Origin of the sequence: Vibrio renipiscarius (genome assembly GCF_000827885.1) — a bacterium.
In the GTDB taxonomy this organism is placed as follows: domain Bacteria; phylum Pseudomonadota; class Gammaproteobacteria; order Enterobacterales; family Vibrionaceae; genus Vibrio; species Vibrio renipiscarius.
The window spans coordinates 22,826-44,262 of the sequence record NZ_JTKH01000023.1; the positions used below are offsets into that span (position 1 = coordinate 22,826).

Annotated in this window: 22 protein-coding genes; 14 read left to right on the forward strand and 8 right to left on the reverse strand. The window is 46.2% G+C overall.

The features are described from left to right. Positions 1 to 17: 17 nt before the first annotated feature. The 5 genes from OJ16_RS12485 to OJ16_RS12505 all read left to right on the forward strand — a co-directional run bounded on the left by OJ16_RS12485 (position 18) and on the right by OJ16_RS12505 (position 4,312). A complete protein-coding gene (locus tag OJ16_RS12485) occupies positions 18 to 1,010 on the forward strand; it encodes an ABC transporter ATP-binding protein (RefSeq protein WP_040991156.1) in 993 nt (330 codons plus the stop codon). Between the two features lie 26 nt (positions 1,011 to 1,036). Beyond that, on the forward strand, positions 1,037 to 2,428 hold the full coding sequence (locus OJ16_RS12490; RefSeq protein WP_040991158.1) for a M17 family metallopeptidase: 1,392 nt from the start codon (positions 1,037 to 1,039) through the stop codon (positions 2,426 to 2,428). A gap of 10 nt (positions 2,429 to 2,438) precedes the next feature. Further along, the gene (locus OJ16_RS12495; RefSeq protein WP_040991160.1) at positions 2,439 to 3,365 is read left to right on the forward strand and encodes a N(4)-(beta-N-acetylglucosaminyl)-L-asparaginase; all 927 of its coding nucleotides are present in this window, start codon (positions 2,439 to 2,441) and stop codon (positions 3,363 to 3,365) included. Positions 3,366 to 3,624: 259 nt separating this feature from the next. Continuing rightward, positions 3,625 to 3,972, forward strand: a complete 348-nt coding sequence (locus OJ16_RS12500; protein ID WP_040991162.1) for a DUF2956 domain-containing protein — start codon at positions 3,625 to 3,627, stop codon at positions 3,970 to 3,972. Further along, the gene (locus OJ16_RS12505) at positions 3,953 to 4,312 is read left to right on the forward strand and encodes a DUF4156 domain-containing protein (protein WP_040991164.1); all 360 of its coding nucleotides are present in this window, start codon (positions 3,953 to 3,955) and stop codon (positions 4,310 to 4,312) included. Before OJ16_RS12500 ends, OJ16_RS12505 begins: the two co-directional genes overlap by 20 nt. Positions 4,313 to 4,402: 90 nt before the next feature. Here OJ16_RS12505 and OJ16_RS12510 read toward each other — a convergent pair whose 3' ends face one another. After that, entirely contained in the window at positions 4,403 to 4,690 is a 288-nt protein-coding gene (locus OJ16_RS12510) for a winged helix-turn-helix domain-containing protein (protein ID WP_040991166.1), read from the reverse strand. A gap of 333 nt (positions 4,691 to 5,023) precedes the next feature. Between OJ16_RS12510 and OJ16_RS12515 the strand changes: the two genes are divergently transcribed. The 4 genes from OJ16_RS12515 to OJ16_RS12530 are packed head-to-tail and all read left to right on the forward strand — an operon-like array spanning position 5,024 to position 7,401. Further along, the gene (locus OJ16_RS12515; RefSeq protein WP_040991168.1) at positions 5,024 to 5,371 is read left to right on the forward strand and encodes an ArsC family reductase; all 348 of its coding nucleotides are present in this window, start codon (positions 5,024 to 5,026) and stop codon (positions 5,369 to 5,371) included. Between the two features lie 25 nt (positions 5,372 to 5,396). After that, positions 5,397 to 6,530, forward strand: a complete 1,134-nt coding sequence (gene dapE / locus OJ16_RS12520; protein ID WP_040991170.1) for a succinyl-diaminopimelate desuccinylase — start codon at positions 5,397 to 5,399, stop codon at positions 6,528 to 6,530. Positions 6,531 to 6,532: 2 nt separating this feature from the next. Next, entirely contained in the window at positions 6,533 to 7,213 is a 681-nt protein-coding gene (locus OJ16_RS12525; protein WP_040991172.1) for a M15 family metallopeptidase, read from the forward strand. After that, a complete protein-coding gene (locus OJ16_RS12530) occupies positions 7,213 to 7,401 on the forward strand; it encodes a DUF2897 family protein (protein WP_040991175.1) in 189 nt (62 codons plus the stop codon). Before OJ16_RS12525 ends, OJ16_RS12530 begins: the two co-directional genes overlap by 1 nt. A gap of 102 nt (positions 7,402 to 7,503) precedes the next feature. On the opposite strand, the gene OJ16_RS12535 is transcribed toward OJ16_RS12530, so the two are convergent. Then, the gene (locus OJ16_RS12535; protein WP_040991176.1) at positions 7,504 to 8,280 is read right to left on the reverse strand and encodes a Zn-ribbon-containing protein; all 777 of its coding nucleotides are present in this window, start codon (positions 8,278 to 8,280) and stop codon (positions 7,504 to 7,506) included. Positions 8,281 to 8,282: 2 nt separating this feature from the next. Further along, positions 8,283 to 8,828, reverse strand: coding sequence for a SecY-interacting protein (syd, locus tag OJ16_RS12540; protein WP_040991178.1), 546 nt, complete (start codon positions 8,826 to 8,828; stop codon positions 8,283 to 8,285). A 77-nt stretch (positions 8,829 to 8,905) separates the two neighbouring features. Between syd and queF the strand changes: the two genes are divergently transcribed. The 5 genes from queF to xni all read left to right on the forward strand — a co-directional run bounded on the left by queF (position 8,906) and on the right by xni (position 16,327). Then, complete coding sequence (gene queF / locus OJ16_RS12545) at positions 8,906 to 9,751, forward strand: NADPH-dependent 7-cyano-7-deazaguanine reductase QueF (protein WP_040991180.1); 846 nt, start codon at positions 8,906 to 8,908, stop codon at positions 9,749 to 9,751. 14 nt (positions 9,752 to 9,765) lie between these two features. Next, positions 9,766 to 12,036, forward strand: a complete 2,271-nt coding sequence (locus tag OJ16_RS12550) for a tetratricopeptide repeat protein (RefSeq protein WP_040991182.1) — start codon at positions 9,766 to 9,768, stop codon at positions 12,034 to 12,036. Between the two features lie 113 nt (positions 12,037 to 12,149). Next, positions 12,150 to 13,715, forward strand: coding sequence for a GGDEF domain-containing protein (locus OJ16_RS12555; protein WP_040991184.1), 1,566 nt, complete (start codon positions 12,150 to 12,152; stop codon positions 13,713 to 13,715). A 312-nt stretch (positions 13,716 to 14,027) separates the two neighbouring features. Further along, the gene (gene ppnN, locus OJ16_RS12560; protein ID WP_040991186.1) at positions 14,028 to 15,395 is read left to right on the forward strand and encodes a nucleotide 5'-monophosphate nucleosidase PpnN; all 1,368 of its coding nucleotides are present in this window, start codon (positions 14,028 to 14,030) and stop codon (positions 15,393 to 15,395) included. A 152-nt stretch (positions 15,396 to 15,547) separates the two neighbouring features. Then, positions 15,548 to 16,327, forward strand: coding sequence for a flap endonuclease Xni (xni, locus tag OJ16_RS12565; RefSeq protein WP_040991188.1), 780 nt, complete (start codon positions 15,548 to 15,550; stop codon positions 16,325 to 16,327). An 84-nt stretch (positions 16,328 to 16,411) separates the two neighbouring features. Here the strand turns inward: xni and rlmM are convergent, their stop codons facing one another. From rlmM to thiI, 5 genes are all read right to left on the reverse strand, one after another. Beyond that, a complete protein-coding gene (rlmM, locus tag OJ16_RS12570; protein ID WP_040991190.1) occupies positions 16,412 to 17,503 on the reverse strand; it encodes a 23S rRNA (cytidine(2498)-2'-O)-methyltransferase RlmM in 1,092 nt (363 codons plus the stop codon). After that, positions 17,504 to 17,899, reverse strand: a complete 396-nt coding sequence (locus OJ16_RS12575) for a DUF423 domain-containing protein (RefSeq protein ID WP_040991192.1) — start codon at positions 17,897 to 17,899, stop codon at positions 17,504 to 17,506. Continuing rightward, positions 17,886 to 18,533, reverse strand: a complete 648-nt coding sequence (locus OJ16_RS12580) for an alpha/beta fold hydrolase (RefSeq protein WP_040991194.1) — start codon at positions 18,531 to 18,533, stop codon at positions 17,886 to 17,888. The genes OJ16_RS12575 and OJ16_RS12580 overlap by 14 nt, the downstream gene beginning before the upstream one ends. Then, positions 18,523 to 19,437, reverse strand: coding sequence for a transcriptional regulator GcvA (locus OJ16_RS12585; RefSeq protein WP_040991196.1), 915 nt, complete (start codon positions 19,435 to 19,437; stop codon positions 18,523 to 18,525). Before OJ16_RS12585 ends, OJ16_RS12580 begins: the two co-directional genes overlap by 11 nt. A 424-nt stretch (positions 19,438 to 19,861) precedes the next feature. Then, positions 19,862 to 21,310, reverse strand: a complete 1,449-nt coding sequence (gene thiI / locus OJ16_RS12590) for a tRNA uracil 4-sulfurtransferase ThiI (RefSeq protein WP_040991198.1) — start codon at positions 21,308 to 21,310, stop codon at positions 19,862 to 19,864. Positions 21,311 to 21,437 lie beyond the last annotated feature (127 nt).

A 21,437-nucleotide genomic window follows, 5' to 3' on the forward strand; every position in this document is an offset into this window, starting at 1 on the left:
CGTATTTAGGAGGCACTATGAGTAAGCCTATCGGAACACCGATCATCGAAGGTAAAAATCTGATCAAAGATTTTGCGGTGAGCAGTAATTCAATAAAAAAATCAACGATGCGAGCGATTAACGACGTCTCTTTCAAAATGTACAAGGGCCGCGGTTTGGCTGTTGTGGGTGAATCCGGCTCTGGTAAATCCACCACCGCCAAAATGATCGCCAAGATGTATCCCCCAACCGGGGGGCACATTGAATATTTTGGCCGTGACATTGAAACCATTACCAAGCGTGATGACCTGACTAAATACCGTCAAGGTGTACAAATGGTATGGCAAGACCCGTTTGGTTCGCTCAATCCTACTCATACGATTTTTCACCATCTCGCTCGCCCGTTGTTGATCCACAACAAAGTGCCCGCAGGGAATAAAAAAGAGCTTGAGCAAACCGTATATCACCTACTTGAGCAAGTCGGCCTGATTCCACCAGAAGCCACCGCCGCTAAGTTCCCTCACCAGCTTTCTGGCGGGCAACGTCAACGTGTCAACTTAGCTCGTAACATTGCGGTCGGCGCTGAGGTTGTTCTTGCCGATGAGCCCACATCCATGCTCGATGTGTCTATCCGTGCTGGTGTGCTTAATCTGATGGAAGAGATGAAACGTGAGCGTCAAATGGCGCTGCTTTACATCACTCACGATATTGCCACGGCTCGATATATCGCAGAAGACTTAGCGGTGATGTATGTCGGTCACATGGTGGAATGGGGTGATGTGGATGAGATCATTCACGCCCCTCAGCACCCTTACACCCAATTGTTGGTGTCAGCAGTGCCCGATCCAAGCAAATCGATTCATGAAAAGCTCAAAGGCAATCACGGTGAAATTCCACTTTGGACGCCAGACAGTGTGGGATGCCCGTTTGCAGGACGATGCTTACACACAACACCGAAATGTCAGGAGGCACTGCCACCTGTTACCGAATTATCAGACAACCACTTTGTACGTTGTTATCTCTTCGACTAGCGCAGAGATAAGCAGAGGAAATCAGGATGTTTCAATTAGTATTTATTCGCATTAAAGACACTGGGTGCCAAACAACAAGAACCTTACACTTGGCGATGAGTGAAGGTAAAACACTGGACGTGAATCAGGACGTTGATGGATTCAACAGTGAAATAACAAAAGCAGGATATAGCGTCGCCGATCTGCAAGACATTGGTTACTTGCTCGCGTCAACGTTCAAGCAGGCACAGACACTTGAGCTTCATATCGATGATGACGTCTTGGCCTTACATTCGCCAACAGTGTGGGCGAAGTGGGTGTCATTGGGCTTAGCGCTATCTGCGTATGACTATAAGCACAGAGACAGTTTTCATCTCGAGCCAATCATCAATGCGTTTGAGTTACAAACGGCCGAGCCGACATTGTCAGGTGCGTTTTTTGAAGGGCAAGTATTGGCGAAAAGTCAGCTTATTGCCCGTGAACTGGTGAACAAACCCGGCAACGTGATTTATCCCGAATCCTTCGTCAGTGCCGTGCAAGAACTGCCGATGGACAACACTCAATTGTCATTTTTGACTGAGTCTGAAATGCGTGAACAAGGCTTTGGAGGCCTCGTCGGTATCTCTCAGGGCAGTGACCGTGACGGCCGTATGTTGTGCTTGGATTACCATCCTGAAGGTGCACAAACGACGATCGTCTTGGTCGGTAAAGGTGTCACGTTTGATACGGGCGGTATCAGTATCAAAGGGCAACTGCGCATGAGCACCATGAAAGTCGACATGGGGGGGGCGGCAGCCGTCGTGGGTGCATTGAATGCAATAACGCAATTGCACCTGCCTGTGCGTGTTATTGGTTTGTGTGGATTGGTGGAAAACATGCCATCAGGCGGTGCGATTAAGCCGGGGGATGTGGTCACCATGTTGTCTGGCAAAAGCGTCGAAATTATCTCGACCGATGCAGAAGGACGCATGGTATTGGCTGATGTCATGCACTACGCGCAGCAAACTTACCAACCTGACTACTTGATTGATATCGCGACCCTGACGGGCGCAACGGGTGTGTCCTTAGGGAAGGCATTTGCCTCCTTAATGGGGAACAGTGACGAGTTGAAAACGCTGGCGAAGGTGGCGGGTGACAGTTGTTCTGAACCATTGTGGGAAATGCCGATTGGCACTGACCTCTTTGAAGCAGCACTGAAAAGTGATTTCGCCGATGTTCGCCATGGCAGCGAAGACGGTGATGCTGGTGCCAGTGTCGCTGCAACCTTCCTTAATCATTTTGTGTCACCCGGCCAAAAGTGGATTCACATCGATTCCGCGGCCATGTCTTTGGGTATGACACATCGCAAGATCTATCCAAAAGCGGCCTCTGGATACGGCACATTTTTGCTAACCGCACTTTGCCAACACATTGCTTCTCATACTAATAATGATAAATAAGGAAAACCCCATGATTTTGCTCGCCAACTCAGAAGCCTACCCTGGCATTGAAGAATCCGCTCGCCGCTTACAAGCTGGTGAAGAAGGGCTTCGCTCTTTAGTTGAAGGGATTAAATTAGTTGAACTCGATCCACGAGTGCGCACGGTAGGCTACGGTGGCTGGCCAAATGTGTTAGGTGAAATGGAGCTTGATGGTTCGGTTATGGATGGCGACAGCTTGCGCACTGGCGCGGTTGGCGCACTAAAAGGTTACATGCATCCAGTAGAAGTCGCGCACCATGTCATGACCGACCTGAACCATGAAATATTGGTCGGTGAAGGCGCGGCAATATTCGCCAAAGAAATCGGTGCGGTCGCGGGTGACAACCTGATTGAAGATTCCAAGCAAGTTTGGTGGGAAAAGCTCGAACAAGCGATGACGCCAGAAGAGCAAGCTGCCTTCCCGAACGTACCGCTCGCACCGTTATCAAATAACGCGACCGATCCAGAACGCGTGCGTGATACCACGGTATTTTTGAGCAGCGACATCAATAAGAAAATCAGTGTTGCGACCTCTACGTCGGGTTGGGCGTGGAAATACCCAGGTCGTTTAGGCGACAGCCCCATCATTGGTGCTGGTTCTTATGCCGATAGCCGTTATGGTGCGTGCGCATGTACGCACACCGGAGAGATGGCCATTCGCTGTTCGACCGCACATTCCGTGGTGCTATATATGAAAATGGGGATGAGTTTGGATGAAGCGGTCTATGAGGCCATTCGCGATCTCGATTACCTTAAAGACGGCTACACTGAAGGTGTCACTATTCATGCTATTGATTGCCATGGTAATCATAAAGTCGTGAGCTTGAACTGCCCTGGTAACATCACATACTGGTTCTGGCAAACCGGCATGGATAAGCCAGAAGAGCGCCAAGCTGAGGTCATTTTCACCAAGTAACGGGTCATATAATAGCAGTGAGAACAATCCCCCTACTCACTCAAACAACGATGGCGGATGTGCGTAAGCCCAGCCATCATCGTTGTCACTAAAAGCCAATATATCGGCTTTTAGTGAGTCACCACCCCTCCACTTTGGCCAGCCGTTAGCTTCTACTCCGCGCGTCATAACATGACACAATCAAAGCAAATCCGCGATTAATTAAAGATGATATCGTGCTAGGATGAGCTTATCTTTGATCCTGCGGTAAACACCTAAAATGAAAAACAAAATTATTCCGTCGCAACAAACTCAAGACGATGCAATGAGTATTGCAAAGGCCACTAAAAAGCCGGCACAAACAAAAGAACAAACCAAACTGATCGCCCAAGGTATCGAAAAAGGCATCGCGCTTTATAAGAAACAACAAAAAGAAAAATCACGCCAAGCAGATAAAGCGAAGAAAAAAGTACAGCGCACAAAACGCGTTGAAAATGAGAATCGTGACGAAGATCCACAACCCTTAACGGCATCTAAACCCAACGCAACGAAAAGCTCTATACTGCCATGGAGTCTTCTTGCTCTCAGTTGGATAGGGTTCTTAATCTATGCGTCACAAACAATGTAAATGGGTCGTTCTTAGTGCTCTATGCGCGAGCCTTCTGGGCTGCTCGGCGCCTTCGCAACAACTTGAATCAGATGCTGATACCGTACATGTAAGATTTGATAGCGGCTTTAATGCAGAAGACTGCTTTTGGTTAGGAGAAGTGACGGGAAGTGAAGGCCATTGGTATTCTTACTGGTTTTATCCCAACGACGTCCTCATTCAAGGCGCAGTCAATGAAATAAAAAACCGCGCCAAGAAACTTGGCGCGGATACGGTATACATGATATCCCCACAAGATTTTACGACCTCATTCACCGTCGTTGGCAATGCATATCAATGTCATGGTAATGACGAAATATAGACGACGGCCTAAAAGCGTGAGGAAGGCTTGTGGCGAGTAAAGACAATGCAATTTCAAATCTGCATCGATTCACTCAAATGAGAACATCGATTAAGCTCGAAAGCCCAAACTTGCCGCAATATCAGGTTCTCGGTCGGTCACCCACTGGCTGTCAAAAGGGCCCCAATCTGACAGTTGGTAATAACCATCATTGTGACGTCGACCATCTTGAACAAAAGCAAGTTCAATACCAATACCGGGTAATGCTTTAATTACATCTTGAATTGTGCGACGTGGCCATCCAGTCTGCTCAATCAATTTAGGAACATTTGGTCTCTCTAGATTTTCAACTAACAGAGCTAAATACAAACGCCTTGCGAACACAGGACTCAGTTCCATTGATACCTCCTATAAACTTCAAGGGACATTATTTCCTTTTATCCAAACCGTTTTTTGCGTTCGATCAATAACTCGCCATTCCTCTATCCCGTAAAAGGACCTTTTTTACTCACCAAAATATATAGATCACACTTTTGTTTCCCACTCCAGTTCCTGATAGGATTCATTGAACGCCTAATTTCTCGATTATTTGCGCCAATTTCGTGCCTATGTTTTGCACGAAACGTCGCGAAAATGAAAAGAAGTCAGACGATAAACTCAATAAAATAAGACAATAAAACATTGCATGCCGCTCTCGCTAGAACGGCACAAAAGTCACTTCAGGGGATAACAATGAAAGTCACTATGTATGGCATTCCAAATTGCGACACGATAAAAAAAGCGAAGAAATGGCTCACCGAGCACAATGTGGAATTTGACTTTCACGACTACCGTAAGCAAGGTATTGATGCTGAGATGATGACTCAATTTTGCCAAGCACTCGGTTGGGAAAATGTCGTAAATAAACGTGGCACTACTTTTCGTCAACTAAGCCAAGAACAAAAAGAAGGTTTAAACGAACAGAGCGCGATGACACTGCTGGTCGAGCAACCAGCCATGATCAAGCGACCAATTTTATTTGTTGATGGGCAATACCACCTTGGTTTTAAAGCCGATCAATACGCAGCAGTTTTTGCATAATACTATTAAAAAAAGGATTTCAAGGATGAGCGATAGCCCTGTATTGGCTCTGGCAAAAGATTTAATTGGCCGACAATCGGTAACTCCGGAAGATGCGGGTTGCCAACAAGTGATGATTGACCGTTTAAAATCACTTGGGTTTGAAATTGAAGTGATGGTGTTTGAGGACACCACCAACTTTTGGGCTCGCCGTGGTGCTGAAGCGCCTCTATTTGCCTTTGCTGGTCATACCGATGTCGTCCCCGCAGGCCCTGTAGAACAATGGCGTACCCCGCCGTTTGAACCCACCGTCATTGATGGCTACCTACATGGCCGTGGCGCAGCAGATATGAAAGGATCGCTCGCCTGTATGATTGTGGCCGTGGAGCGCTTCATCGAAGAAAATCCCGCCCACACAGGATCAATTGCCTTTTTGATTACTTCCGATGAGGAAGGTCCGTTTATTAACGGAACCACTCGCGTGGTTGATACTTTAATGGCGCGTGATGAAATCATTGATATGTGTATCGTGGGTGAACCATCGAGTACCCATGCCGTGGGTGATGTGGTGAAAAATGGCCGTCGTGGTTCCATCACCGGCGATCTGCGCGTTAATGGCATTCAAGGCCATGTCGCCTACCCTCATCTGGCAAATAACCCCATTCATCAAGCACTACCGGCATTAGCTGAACTTGCGACCACGCAATGGGACAATGGCAATGATTATTTCCCTCCGACCAGCTTTCAGATCCCAAATCTAGCCGCTGGAACCGGTGCATCAAATGTCATTCCGGGTGAGTTCGATGTTCAGTTTAACTTCCGCTTCAGCACAGAGCTGACCGATAGTGAAATCAAACGTCGCGTTAACTCAACCTTAGATGCTCACGGCTTAGATTACGATCTAAAGTGGACGTTAAGCGGACAACCGTTTTTAACGGATACAGGGACACTACTCAGTGCCGTGGTCAAAGGGGTTTCCGATGTTAATCATAAAGAGCCACAATTACTGACCACGGGTGGCACCTCTGATGGGCGATTCATTGCTCAAATGGGGACGCAAGTGGTGGAACTCGGTCCGGTGAATGCCACTATTCATAAAGTGAATGAGTGCGTCAGTATTGCTGATCTAGAGAAACTCACCGATATGTATCAAAAAGTATTGGAGAATATCCTCGCGTGATCATGACGCCTGAACAACTCACAGGTCAAAGCCAAAGCCACCTCACTGAGGTGGTGATTGGCCAGAAAGCGTTCTTGGTGCATCTTGACGTTGCCAACGATTTATTGCGCCTTAAGCAAGCGGCGACTCAGGCGGGATTTAATCTCAATATTGCCAGTGGTTTTCGTGATTTCGAACGACAAAAAACCATTTGGAATAATAAGGTCTCGGGGCGCACGCCCATTCTAGATAGCGCGAGCCAACCAATCGAATGCTCGGTATTAAGCCTCGACGAAAAAGTCTTGGCTATTTTGCGTTGGTCGGCGCTACCTGGCGGCAGTCGTCACCACTGGGGAAGCGAGTTCGATCTTTTTGACCGTGATTTACTGCCTGAAGGCGTGCAATTACAGCTCGAACCTTGGGAGTACTTACAAGGCCATCAAGCACCGTTTTACGCTTGGCTGAAAGAGCACCTTGCTGAGTTTGGGTTTTTCTTTCCTTATGCCGACGATCTTGGCGGTGTCGCGCCAGAACCTTGGCATATTAGCCATCGTAGTACCGCCCAATATTGCTTGGCGCAATTCTCCCCGGCCATGCTTGAGCAACAATTGCGCCTTGATCCCATCTTGGCGATGGAAGAGGTGTTAAGCTTACTTGATTACATCTACACTCACTTTATTACCAATATTAGCGGAGAAGCATGATGGATTTATTAACCAACCCTTGGGTCATCATTACCATCGTTTTGTGTGTCATCATCGGTAATATTGCCGTACTGAAATACACCGCCAATATGAAAATGGGTCAGATGAAAAAGCGCGATCCTGCCGATCAACAAACGTCTTCATCTCAAGACGATCAGCCAGAAAGCAAAAACCCGCCTAAAGACTAATACACCAACTAAGGGCTCGTCCGGCGGGTCTTTTACATCATCTAGACAATAACGTGCTTATCTTGGCTCGCGCTCATTGGCTCACACTCAAATGAATATGCGCTACTTAATATGATCCCACGAGATGTTAGAGACGATTCGGCAATCATCGCACTTGAAGTAGAAGATATCGTGTAACGGCTCGTCCAGCAGCCAATCCCCACCACACTTCGGACACTTGCGGCTCTTTTCTTCCACTAAATTCGCACCACCGACTCGATACTGATAGTAATAGGTAGGAATGGTGGTTAAGAACTCAATTCGACCGCGCAAATCCCAACCACGCTTGAACAGCACGCTGTCGGTATCGCAAATTTCATGTAGCGCTGCATGCTCAGCGCGGCAACCACCGGCCATTTGCAACTCATCACACGCTTGCCATTCAGTTTGCCATTTAACGACGGCTTTATGATCACCATTTAAAGTTGGCCCATTACGGTATAATGGGATCGGCAGTAACGTTTCACCACTGCGCAGTGGTGAACAAGTATGGACATACGTCGTGTAGAGTACTTGCCAGCTTGGCGTTTCTTCTTCCGCGGCTTCTTCTGAATTTAAGTCACGTCCCAACATGCGCATTTTTGGCGCTAATAAACTCGCCTCCGCCAAGCGGTTCATACACACTTTGACAAAATCAGAGTGGTTGTTTGGGTGTAAACTTTGTTTTTCAGGACAAACAACACGCACATAGAACTCGCCATCGCCCATGACAATAGGAAATTCGCGACCCAGCACTTGACCGTTGTAGCGCAGTGCATCCATCAAACCATTGATGGCTTTATCCACAGCACTGATGGTGGTGTTATCAAAACACTCAAATTGAAGTTCAACAACGTACATGATTACACCGCAGGTTCTAAGTTAGCCAAAAACTCAGCAACATTGTCTGCCAATACGTCTCGCTTATCCGTACCCAAGCGCTCAAGCAGTACATTGCCGCTTAGGTTGCAGATAGAAATCACATCGAGCTCAGCCTCTGTCGCCGCAATAAACACCGTCGGTTTGAGTTTTAAACGACGCTGTGTCACCAAGTGACCAAGGATGTTCTCTTGTAGGCGTACAAAATCTTCATCATTCCAAACTTGTAATAGTGACAGACCATTACCATTCCAGATAGCGTCCATATCGGCACTGTATTGGCTACCGTAGAATTGCTTAATGTCGTCATGCAATATCAATTCAATGCCCTGTTCCACGTTGGTGAAATCAGCGAACTCATCACGTGGAAACGCTTGCCACTCGACGCTATCCGCGCGTTTTTGTTCCACACAAGGGGAAACGAGGTCGGCTAATTCTTCACTGATTGGCAATGAGCCATGTTGCGCTTGAAAGGCTGAACGGTATTTTTCACTGAATGTGCGTAAGGCTTGCATGACGTTGTCAGCCATTCGGTACTCCAATTTAATGACACTGGGTGCGAGATTGCGTAAAATTCCCGTCATTCTAATCCAAATCGATGCAAAGTATGAGTAAATATTCCAACGCTAAAGAGCTCGCCGGGTTAACGCTAGGCCAAAAGACTGAGTACGCAAGTCTCTATAACCCATCGCTACTTCAGCCTGTACCACGCAGCCTAAACCGCGACGATCTTGAACTGGGTGAAACGCTGCCTTTCCACGGTTGCGATATTTGGACCTTGTATGAACTCTCTTGGTTGAACAATAACGGATTGCCGCAAGTGGCAGTTGGTGATGTGACGATTCCGGCCACCAGCGCAAATTTAATCGAATCTAAATCATTCAAGCTCTATCTTAATAGTTTGAACCAAACTCGCTTTGCTAGCTGGGATGAAGTAGAAGCCACTTTAATTAAAGACCTGTCTGCTTGTGCCGGGGAAGCAGTGAGCGTGACACTGCGCTCGGTAGAAGATTATACCGATAGCGTTGTCGTTACGATGGCGGGTGAATGTATCGATCATCAAGATATTGAGATCACGCATTATGAGTTTGATGCAACCTTGCTTGACGGCGCAGCCGAACAAGAAATCGTTAGCGAATCCCTGCATAGCCATTTACTTAAGTCTAACTGCCTAATTACTAACCAACCAGACTGGGGTAGTGTTGAAATTCAATATCACGGTCAAAAAATCAATCGTGAAGCTCTGTTACGATACATCGTTTCGTTTCGTGAGCACAATGAGTTTCACGAGCAATGTGTTGAACGTATCTTTACTGACATAATGACCTACTGTAAACCGGATTCACTGACGGTTTATGCGCGTTATACTCGCCGAGGTGGTTTAGATATCAACCCTTACCGCTCTACTGAGCATACGCAGCCAAGCCACAATCAACGTATGGCTCGTCAATAAGGATAGTTTTTAGGATGCATAAATTGCGCTGGGAGCATTGGCTCTGTTTTTGGGTTTTGTGGGTATCACCGCTGGCTTTTGCCGCGCCGGTTTACACCTCTCCCATACTGAATGAAGCCAATAGTTTAGTGGATATCGTTCCTAAGCAGGCACGCCGCTTAGCTTCCGATTATCTAGCCCAGCGCACATTAACGGATCATTCAGATAAAAGCCCATCATCGATTTCTCGCGATGAAGCCGACAACCGTTTCCGCTCACCAGGGGCAACGATTGATGCTCTGAAAATTTTGGCGGATGCGGAGTTCAACCTAGGCCATCCCAGCTTAGCTCTGTTACACCTTGAGGATGCTAAGGCACTCACCATCCAATATAAACTGCCTTACCTTGGACTCGATGTCGAGCTGCATAAAATTCGTCTGGCTTGGTTATCGTCTGGCGACGCCATCAAAGCACGCCAGCAACTTAACCAAGTGGAAGACGCTTACAAAACGGTCAAAAATCCCGAGCTATTAGCAAAGGGCCTCAAATACACTAGCGCGATGCTAGAAGCCGAAATCGCGTCGAAAGAAGGCGAGTTAGTACTGGCCAACAAACTATTTGACCAACTCAAACCCTATGTGAACAGTGTGAAATCTTCTTATGTCGTGATTTCATACCACATCGCGGTGGGTGACCACTTACTGGCGCATAAGCAATACAATAAAGCGCTTTCAGAATTTCTTACCGCTTATTGGAAAGCGATTGGAGAAGATCACGGCGCATTACTAAGCAAAGTAAACTATCGCTTAGGCCAATTATTTTATGAACGTCGCGTGCTTGATAAAGCCATTACCCATTTATCGCAGGCTGCCGATTTTTACGACAACTACAATGAATCGCCAACCTTGCCCGCCGTGCTAAAACTGATGGGTGATATCTATTATCTACAAGGTAAATATAACCTCGCCTTAGTGCAGTTTTTCAATGCGATGGATCACGAACGCACACTGAATAACATTACCAACGAAATTGATATTCGTATTTCACTGTCTGCAACCTATCTGCAATTGGTGAATTTCACACTCGCAGAGCAATACTTAGAACGTGCCGAGAAGCTATTAACGTATAAAAATACGCCAAAGCTCCAAGCCTACGCATACCTATTGCGCGCAGGGTTGGCGTCTCATAAAAAGCTGAGCAAAGAAACCATCGACAATGCCAAAAAGGCACTCAAGCTGAGTCAAGAAATCAACGATATTAGCATCCAAAAAAACGCTTACCGCTTAATCAATCATGGCTATGAGCTAAATAAGCAATATCAAACAGCATTGACGTACCTTAAGAAATACAACAAATTGGCGATGATTGAACAGCAACAGTTGGATTTGATTAGTGAAGATGCTTTCCGCCAGCAAAAAGACTTTGTTGAGCGAGCCATTCACATGGAAGGCATGCAACAAGATTTAGAACTCACTCAAGCAGAACATCGAAAATTCCAAAAGATTGCTTTCGCTCTCTTTATCATCGGATCACTGCTCGTGCTTATCGTACTGCGTCGTGGTCATGTCTTGCGTCTACAAAAAGAAGAGATTAGCGCGCTCAACAAAAACCTGTTTACCCACTCTCGTTCAGGGTTGCGTAACCTACGCATGTTGAACGCCAAACTGCCCGCATCGCTTGAAGCAAGTAACGATCAGTTTGAAAAGTGGTATATCGGTGAGTTAATTCACGAACCTCTCAACGACCGTTTACGTTTTGTGATGATTGATCTGCCCTTTTTGCGCAACCTACATATGCAGCATGGCTATATTGAAGGGCTTAAAATAGAAAAAGAATTTGGCCTCTATCTGCGTGAGAAAATCAAATCACCGGCCCGGGTTTACCATTTTTCTGATGCTCAGTTGCTCTATATCGAGCCCAATAGTGACCGCGATAACGATCCTTACGATATCGTTGAAAAGATTCAGCAGTGGAGTGATGACTTCCGCCCTGAACGCACAATCAACCGCATTGTTCGTGTGGGAGTTGTAGACTATCCATTTCTACCTAGAGCGTATACCGCGCTCAATGATAAAGAGTTAATGGATATTTTATTGATGGCAACGGGGGCGGCTCGCACACTGAGTTTGCAAGAGCACACCAGCCAATGGGTGTATTTACGGGCCATTGAAAATGCGCCGGCAGCCAGTCTGGCGACTGGAAATGTACGAAAAGCATGCAAGCACGCGATTAGCCAAGGATTAATAAAAGTGCACTCATCTTTCAATAATGAGGAGAGGCTCAAAAAAATCTTAAAAGATGACTAAAAGCTGGCGCAAAAATCTCCGACAGACCGTGACGCAGCGATATTATTTGTTATTATCAATAGATTAATTAATAAGGTCTTCATTGATCAAATAGAGCTAAAGTTTAGATTTACATGGGCGCACTCGAACAAGATATTCAGTCTCAGTTACATCATCTGAAATCTCAATTGGAACAGGTTCGATTGACACAACGAGACAGCTCATTCAAACACAGAAGAGAACAACAGGTATTACAACGCCTACTAACCTCTTTGAGTGATGCATGTGCTACCGACGATCCTCGCCTGCTTTCCGGTCTACTTGAATTAAAAGTGACAATTGAGAAACAAAAAGACATTAGCACGCTTATTCCCAAGCTAGTGATACTAGAACGCTTAATCAAACAGCACACTGTCGTTATGGATAAACACAAGAAGCAGCTTGATTCACAAGTAAAACATGCTGGTGAAACACTATTAAGAGTCGCAGGTATTCCCTCGAAGATTAAACGCGATCTTCGTGACCTGCTGAGCTTTTGTGCCCGATCAAATACGGCCCAGTCAGAACAAGCCATTAAACTATTGGCTATCTATGAGCGTTCAATCAAAATATTCGCCAGCAACCCTGACCATGCCACGCCTATTTTGCATAACGATTCGAGCAGAGAATTACTCAATAAACTCAATGACGAGTTACAGCAGCTGATCACCGAACTCGATTTCACCGGTGAGTCAGGTGAACAGCTCAGTGACATTCGTGCAAAATTATTACTTGGCGTTAGTACTCAATCATTACTTGAAGAAACGTTACACATACTAAAGTTAGTCGTTCAAGGCACCAATTCTGAACGTAAAACGTCGCAACAATTTCTGTCGCAAGTGAATGAATCCCTCGCCAGTTCGTTAAAAAGCTCAGCGCAAATTACGGATCAAAGTCTAAGCTATTTTGAACAGCGGGTTGAGCATGGCAAAGAGTTGCACACACTCATTTCAGAAAGCCATTCGTTATTAAGAGAATCGTCGTCTATTGAGGCGGCACAGCAAAGCCTATCGCCTCTTTTTGACCAGCTATCGTCACTCTCAGAACGCTTAAAATATGCAGAACAACGCGAGAAAGCGCTTATTGAGCGAATGCAATTTGGCCATGGTCAGCTTGAATCGCTAGCCGAAACCACACAAGACTATCGTCGTCGTCTTGACGATCAAGCGGAACGCATTCAACAAGATCCTTTGACGCGCGTATTGAATCGCACGGCATTCAACGAAAAAATGGAAATCGAATATCGTCGCTGGATTCGTAATCAACACAACTTGCGAGTGGTGCAATTTGATATTGATGGATTCAAAGCCGTGAATGACAGTTTTGGTTATACCGCGGGCGATAAAGCACTCAAAATCATTGCTCGTTGCATTAAATCAGACTTAGCCAATACGGATATTATCGCGCGTTATTCTGGTGAAGAGTTTGTGGTTATTTTCCCTGACCGTGTCGATTCGGAAAGCCTTGAATTGGTCAAATCGATCCAAACTCAGATTTCCCGATTACCGTTTAAATTTCGCGAAAATAATTTAAACATTACGTTATCGGTCGCGAGTACGGTGTTTAAACATTCTGATACACCAGAAGAAGTTTTAGAACGCCTTCGCGTTCAATTACAAGAGAGTAAAAAAATCGGGACCAACCAGTTCATTTGGACCTAACCGGAAAGCACCTAGCCTTCCTACTCGTCTTAAACCATCAATGAACAAAACAAAGCCGCTAGAGCTAACCACTCAGCGGCTTTTTCACGTGCGCATCATCGTCCATGGGATCTTCCTTGTGACGAAGTAATCGTGATAGATGTATTGATATCAATTGTTTAGTCTTCCCTCCTCCGCTCAGAGTGCTAAGCTAAATGCTACGCCTATGTCATGCGTGAACTGGCAACAGCCTTATTTTCTCCTCGGTTATGTTAATAGTCACAATCAACACGCAGTCATATTGGCTTTGATCATTATTGCAAGGAGGTCTCTATGATCACCCATATCAGTCCCGCAGGGAGTATGGATTTACTTTCTCAACTTGAAGTTGAGCGCCTTAAAAAAACCGCATCCAGTGATCTTTATCAGCTCTATCGCAACTGTACGTTAGCCGTTCTGAATTCAGGCAGCCACACCGACAACTCAAAAGAGCTGCTGGATAAAAACAAATCTTTTGATGTGACTGTGATGCGTCGTGAGCGCGGCATTAAGCTCGAGCTAACGAACCCACCAGAGCATGCGTTCGTTGATGGCCAAATCATTAAAGGCATTCAAGAACACCTATTTTCGGTGCTACGCGACATTGTTTACGTCAACATGCACTTGGCGGACAATCAGCGCTTAAACCTCACCAACGCCACCCACATCACCAACTTGGTGTTTGGTATTTTACGTAACGCAGGCACGCTTACCCCGGGTATCGAACCCAACATGATCGTTTGTTGGGGTGGCCACTCCATTAATCCAACCGAGTACCAGTACACCCGCGAAGTCGGTAACGAAATGGGCTTACGTGAGCTGAATATCTGTACTGGCTGTGGTCCAGGTGCAATGGAAGGCCCAATGAAAGGCGCGGCCATCGGGCACGCTAAGCAGCGCTACACGTCACAGCGCTATCTTGGTTTAACCGAACCGTCAATCATTGCAGCGGAGCCACCAAATCCTATCGTCAATGAGCTGGTTATCATGCCGGATATTGAAAAACGTCTAGAAGCATTTGTGCGTATGGCGCACGGGATTGTCATTTTCCCTGGTGGACCGGGCACCGCTGAAGAACTGCTCTACATCTTGGGCATTATGATGCACCCAGAAAATGCAGACCAACCGCTACCGATTATCCTCACCGGCCCTAAAGAGAGCGAAGCGTACTTCCGTTCAATTGATCAATTTATTGGTGACACATTAGGTGAAGCTGCGCAGAAGCATTATCAAATTGTCATCGATAATCCGGCTAAAGTGGCGAAAATCATGAAGCAAAGCATGGATGACGTTCGCCAGCATCGTAAAGACACCGGCGATGCCTATAGCTTTAACTGGTCGCTAAAGATCGAACCTGAGTTCCAATTGCCATTCGATCCTACCCATGAAAACATGGCCAGCCTCGACTTACACCTCAACCAACGCCCAGAAAACTTAGCCGCTGCTCTGCGCCAAGCCTTTTCGGGTATTGTTGCGGGTAACGTGAAAGCCGAAGGTATTCGTGAAATTGAGCGCAACGGCCCCTTCGTACTCGATGGCGATCGCGAGTTAATGAAGAAAATGGACTTGCTGCTGAAAGATTTTGTCACGCAACATCGCATGAAGCTCCCTGGCAACACGGCCTATGAGCCATGTTATCGAATCGCGACCGATTCGAAATAGCCATCCTTGAAACATGAGTAATTCGAACGAGTCGCTCGTTCGAATTAACTAACGAATCAACCTGCGAATCCGGGATATCGCCGCATCTGGCTGGCTTTATCCCTCACTTCATTTACAATAAGAGCCCTATGGCCCTTACTTTTTAAATGCTTATGTCTATTCATCTTGTCATTATCGATGCTCTAAACCTGATCCGCCGCGTACACTCTGTGCAGCCCGATCCCACCGACATTGCAAGAACAATAGAAACCACTGGGCGAACGCTCACCCGCATTATCAACGAAGCACAACCCACTCATATCGTCGCGGTGTTCGATCACCACCTACAAGAGCGAGGTTGGCGCGCGGACATTCTGCCTGAGTACAAACAAAATCGTAAGCCGATGCCCGAGCCTCTGCTCAACGGCCTTGATGCCATTCAAGATGCATGGTGGAAAATGGGCATCGATTCTTTGCTTTCTGATGGTGATGAAGCCGACGATTTAGTGGCAACACTCGCCATCAAAGTCGCCAGCCACAATGAAAAAGTCACCATCATCTCAACCGACAAAGGTTACTGTCAGTTGCTTTCCCCAACGCTGCAAATTCGCGATTATTTTCAACACCGCTGGTTAGACGCACCTTTTATTGAAAAAGAGTTTGGGGTAAAACCTTGCCAGTTAGCTGATTACTGGGGATTAACCGGCGTCAGCTCCAGCCAAGTCCCTGGTATTCCGGGGGTCGGGCCAAAAGCAGCCAAAGAAATCTTAACTCAGTTTGAGACCATTGAGCAGGCGCATGCCTCGGATGAACTGGTGAAGAAATACCGCAAAAAGTTTGATGAACATATTGAGATGGCGAGAACTTGTCGCCAAGTTGCTCAGTTAAAAACAGACATTGAATTGGGTTTTAATCTACAAGACCTGCGCTACGAAGGCCCGAACCAAAAGTGACGCGTAACAGTAGCAAATAGCCTCGATAAAAAAAGCGCCCAATGGGCGCTTTTTACAATAGCGTCAACGATCGCTCGTCAGCGCTTAGTGCGGAGAGATATTCGACAAGCTCTGAACATGCACCGTAATTTCTTCACGGTCATGGTAAAGGTGCTTCGCTTGAAGATTAAACTTCACATGATTCTCAATAAGGAACTTTTTCAAGTTCTCGATATCACCAAGAACTTCATCATAGCGACCTTTCATCGGCAATTTTAAGTTAAAAATCGCTTCTTGAGTCCAACCACTGATCAGCCATTCACCCATCAATTGAGCAACGCGCGATGGCTTCTCAATCATGTCACACACCAACCATTTCACGTTTTTACGTGGTGGCTCAAACTTAAAGCCGTCTTCTTGGTGGTGCTTAACTTGGCCTGTATCCATAAGGCTTTGCGCCATCATGCCATTATCCACCGAGTGGACGAACATAGAGCGCTTAACCAGCTGATAAGTCCAACCACCCGGACACGCACCTAAATCAACACACCACATGCCAGAAGCTAAACGTTCATCCCACTCTTCACGAGGGATAAATACGTGGAAAGCCTCTTCAAGCTTCAATGTAGAGCGGCTTGGCGCATCAGCAGGGAACTTAAGACGAGGAATGCCCATAAAGAACTGCGAGTTGTTTGTTGGCAATGAGTAACCAATGTAGCAATGGCCAGGCTCAACAAAACAAAGGTGCAATACTGGCTTCTTCGGGTTGTCTTTATTAAACAAAATGCCTTTGCCACGCAGGGCTTGGCGCATTGGCACAGTGAACTTACGGCAGAACTTAAGAAGTTCTTTCGCTTCGTTCGTGTCTGGCGTTTCAATGCGTAGATCACCACACATTGGCATGCCTTCCGCTTCACTCAACTCTTGCAGAATTGGCGAAATACGGTCTTCACGTGGCAAGTCGGTCAGTTCAACAGCAACGGCGAACATTTGGCGAGCAAAAATCAGCGATTTAAAATCTAACCCTTTCACTAGCTTGGCTGCATCACCAGATTGGTAACACTCAAACAACACGAAACCAGAGTTTTTTTGAACGCGCGGAAAACCGAACACTTCCAGCGAACTCGCTCGATCTTGAATTTCACCCGCACACTCTTTCTCAAAGCCGGGACGGCAATAGAGCATTAGTTGTTTCACTTACTCACCTCTGTTGTTCTGTAGTGCTGCATAGACGAACAAAGCCCAACCTAACATAAAGGTCATGCCACCAAGCGGAGTAATCGGTCCAAACCATTTTATTCCACTTAATGCTAAGGCATAAAGGCTGCCGCTAAAACAAAAGATGCCGATAATAAAGCAAATCGCGGCGATGAAAAAATACTTTTGCGCTTTTACACTGACTTTGTTCATCATCAGAATGCCACAAGCAATAATTGCCATCGCATGGATAAACTGATATTGGACACCAATGCTAAAGACTTCAAGTAGATAGGGGGATAACATCGCTTTAAGTCCATGGGAGGCAAAGGCACCTAACGCCACACCCACTCCCGCAAGCGATCCCCCGATAGCCAGTAGTTTATTCGCTTTCATGCGACCTCTCGGCAATATCATAGAGTTCAAAAATATACTGACTCAGCGTGTCGACCGCCAAATCAATATTACCTTGCTCAGTAAATCCCGAGCGCTTACGCGGCTTAAAGCCATGATCGCCATCAGGAAGAAACGAGCTGCGGACACTCGGCGAAAAAGCAAACTGGGCAAACTCTTCACGTTTACCGAACGTATCGCGTTCACCTTGTAAAATAAGACAAGGTTTCGCCAACGACGCTAAATGTTCGCCTTTGTACTTTTCTGGCTTGCCTGGCGGATGAAAAGGAAAACCTAAACAGGCGATCCCCGCCACCAGCGGATGTTCACTCAATAAGCTCGCCATACGGCCACCCATTGATTTCCCACCAATGACCACTGGTTTATCGGCATATTGAGCAATAATGCGCTCAAAGGCTTCGAGTAACTTAGGTGCGCGATCCGGCGGACGTTTAGTGCCTAATTCTGCACGTTGCACCATATACGGAAAATTAAAGCGCACCACTCGGATGCCTTTCGCCACCAGTCCCATAGCCACTTGCTGCATGAACGCATGGTCCATGCCTGCACCTGCGCCATGAGCAAAAATAAATAACGGCGCATTCTCTGCACCGTCAATCATTACGTTATTCGTCATCGTCCAATAGTTCCTCTTGCTCACTGTGCGCTTTCGCGAGCATCCAGTCACGGAAAGTGGCTATTCTGCCCATATCCGCTTGCTTCTCATGACAAACCACATAGAAAGCATTCTTTGAGACCAGCATTTCATCGAATGGGGCAATTAAACGGCCCGCTTCAAGTTCTGGCTGTGCTAATACGTTATTGCCAAGTGCAACGCCTTGACCATGCGCCGCCGCTTGTAAAACCATCGTCGAATGACTAAAAATCGGCCCATGGTTTAAGTTCACACCTTCCACGCCATGAAACTTAGCAAAGTGCTTCCAATCTTTACGCGATGTATCGTGCAGCAAAGTATGGTTCTTCAAATCACCTAATTCTTCTAATGGTTTAACGCCCAATAAGAGAGACGGTGAGCAAAGTGGGATCAAAAACTCTTGATAGAGTTTATCGGCACGTAAGCCAGGCCAATTTCCTCGGCCATAATAAATCGCGACATCCACGTCATCGGTCAACGAACCTTCATCCATATCAACCGCTTTAATGCGGACATCGATATCCGGTTGTTGTTGATTAAAATCCGCTAAACGCGGCACGAGCCATTGAATCGCAAAACTTGGCGGTAAACTAATCGTCAGTGCACCTTTTTCGCTGCGTTCTAAGACTTTATCTGTGGCTTCGGCTAGCGAGGTGAAAATGTCTTTAATGTCGAGGAAGTAGCTTTGCCCTTCTTCGGTCAACAGTAAAGAACGGTTACGGCGGCGGAACAGTTTCAAGCTAAGAAACTCTTCTAACGCCTTGATTTGATGGCTAACTGCGGCCTGCGTCACAAATAATTCTTCTGCTGCACGAGTAAAACTCAAGTGGCGAGCAGCGGCTTCAAATACCTTCAACGAATTCAACGGGGGTAATCTTCTGGACATAGGCGCCTTCAATAAACTGGATTAGTTTTTTTAATCTGAAACATTATAAAATGTCCGTTGCCTGACGACCAGAGAAATTCTATATTTCGTCCCGCAAGACAAGCCTGAACGGCTTGGTTTCTTTGAAATCAATTGGCTTTGTTGTTGCGATGTTGTGTTTGCAAACTCGTACTTCGAGTTGGGTAGAATTTCTACCATGGTTTCGTCTCTCTGAATCCCTAGAGACGGGACGTATACTTCCTGTTTTTTTGACCTGTCTGTCAAATTTTTTAGCACCGCCTTTAGGCGGTGTTTTTTTATGCCTGCGATAAAGAGACAGGCATAAAAAAAGCGCAAACCGAATCAACGATTTGCGCTTCTTATTCGCTTTAATGATGCGTTATAAACAACGATAACGCATCGACAAGCAACCCATCGATAACGACTATGGGCGATATACTTTTACATTAGCAAAGCCTTGCTCTTGCAAGTACAGCGCTTGCAAGCGGCTCATCACGCCACGCTCACAGTAAAGAAGGTAGGTCTTGCTCTGGTCAAGATCACCAAACTGAGTACCTAACTTGTAGAACGGCAAGTGTTTCACTTCAACGCCTTCAATTTCAAGTGGCTTCTCATCTTCTTCATCTGGGCTACGGATATCCAGAACAATCGCATGCTCTTCAACCGCTTGAACTTGCTCAACTTCAGGAACCGCTTCTTCAGTCTGCTTCGCGATTTCACGAATATCGATGCTGCGCGCTTCTTGAATAACTCGATCGAGGATATCAAAGTCAAATTTCGCTTCTTCGATCTCTAGCTTCGACTTCACGGCTTTCACGGTTGGCTTTTTCGAAATAACGCCACAGTATTCAGGCATGGTCTTCGCAAAATCTTCCGTACCGATATCACGAGCAACATTGATGATGTCTTCTTTGTCCCAGTTAATCAGCGGACGCAGGATCAATGTATCTGTCACGTTGTCGATATGGCGTAAGTTCGTCAGCGTTTGGCTAGAAACTTGACCAAGTGCCTCACCCGTTATCAGTGCTTGAATATCAAACTTCTCAGCAACTTTACCTGCCGCACGCATAAACATACGCTTCAAGATAACGCCCATTTGACCGTCATCCACTTTCTCTAAGATCTCTGCAACAACAGGATCAAAATCTACCGAGATAAAGCGAACTTTGGCTGATGAACCGTATTTGTTCCATAGGTAATAAGCCACTTGCTTTACGCCAATCTCGTGCGCTGGGCCACCTAGATTGAAGAAGCAGTAATGCACTTTTGAGCCACGCTTGATATGCAGGTAGCTAGAAACGCCAGAGTCAAAGCCGCCTGAGATCAGGCTCAGAAGATCTTCTTGTGTACCTAGAGGGAAACCACCTAAGCCTTTATGGCGAGCTAGAATTTGGTTCAGCTTGTCATGATCAACTTCGACTTTAATCGTCACATCAGGCGATTTAAGTTGTACTTTCGCCGTCGCGACCGCTTGGTTTAAACCACCGCCAACATAACGCTCTAGTTCGATAGACGTGAAGTCATGCTTACCACGACGCTTAGCACGAACAACAAATGTTTTGTTTTCAACTAACGAGCCGCTCAGTTCCAGCACTTGCTCATAGATGTTATGCAAATCGGTAAATTCCGATTGCTTCACTTCTAGAACGTGATGAATACCTGGCGTGTGCGTCAGAATTTCCAATACTTCTGCGTGGAATTGATCACTTTCTGAAGTCACTTCAATGTGATCACGGCGGTTAAATACCGCAACCGCTGATGTACGGTTTCTGATAATGTTGCGAATATTGCCTTCAAGAATCTTTGTGAAGCGCTTGCGCACTGATTCACTTTTTACAAAAATTTCTGGATGAGGTTTTACAATAAATTTCATACTTCACTTCACTGGTTAACAGTTATTCGCAATCATCACCAATATACATTCCGTCATTAAACGTATTTTCGCAGTATAGAGGTCCTTAAGGGCGCGGATTATACATGATGAAAAGATCATAAAAAAG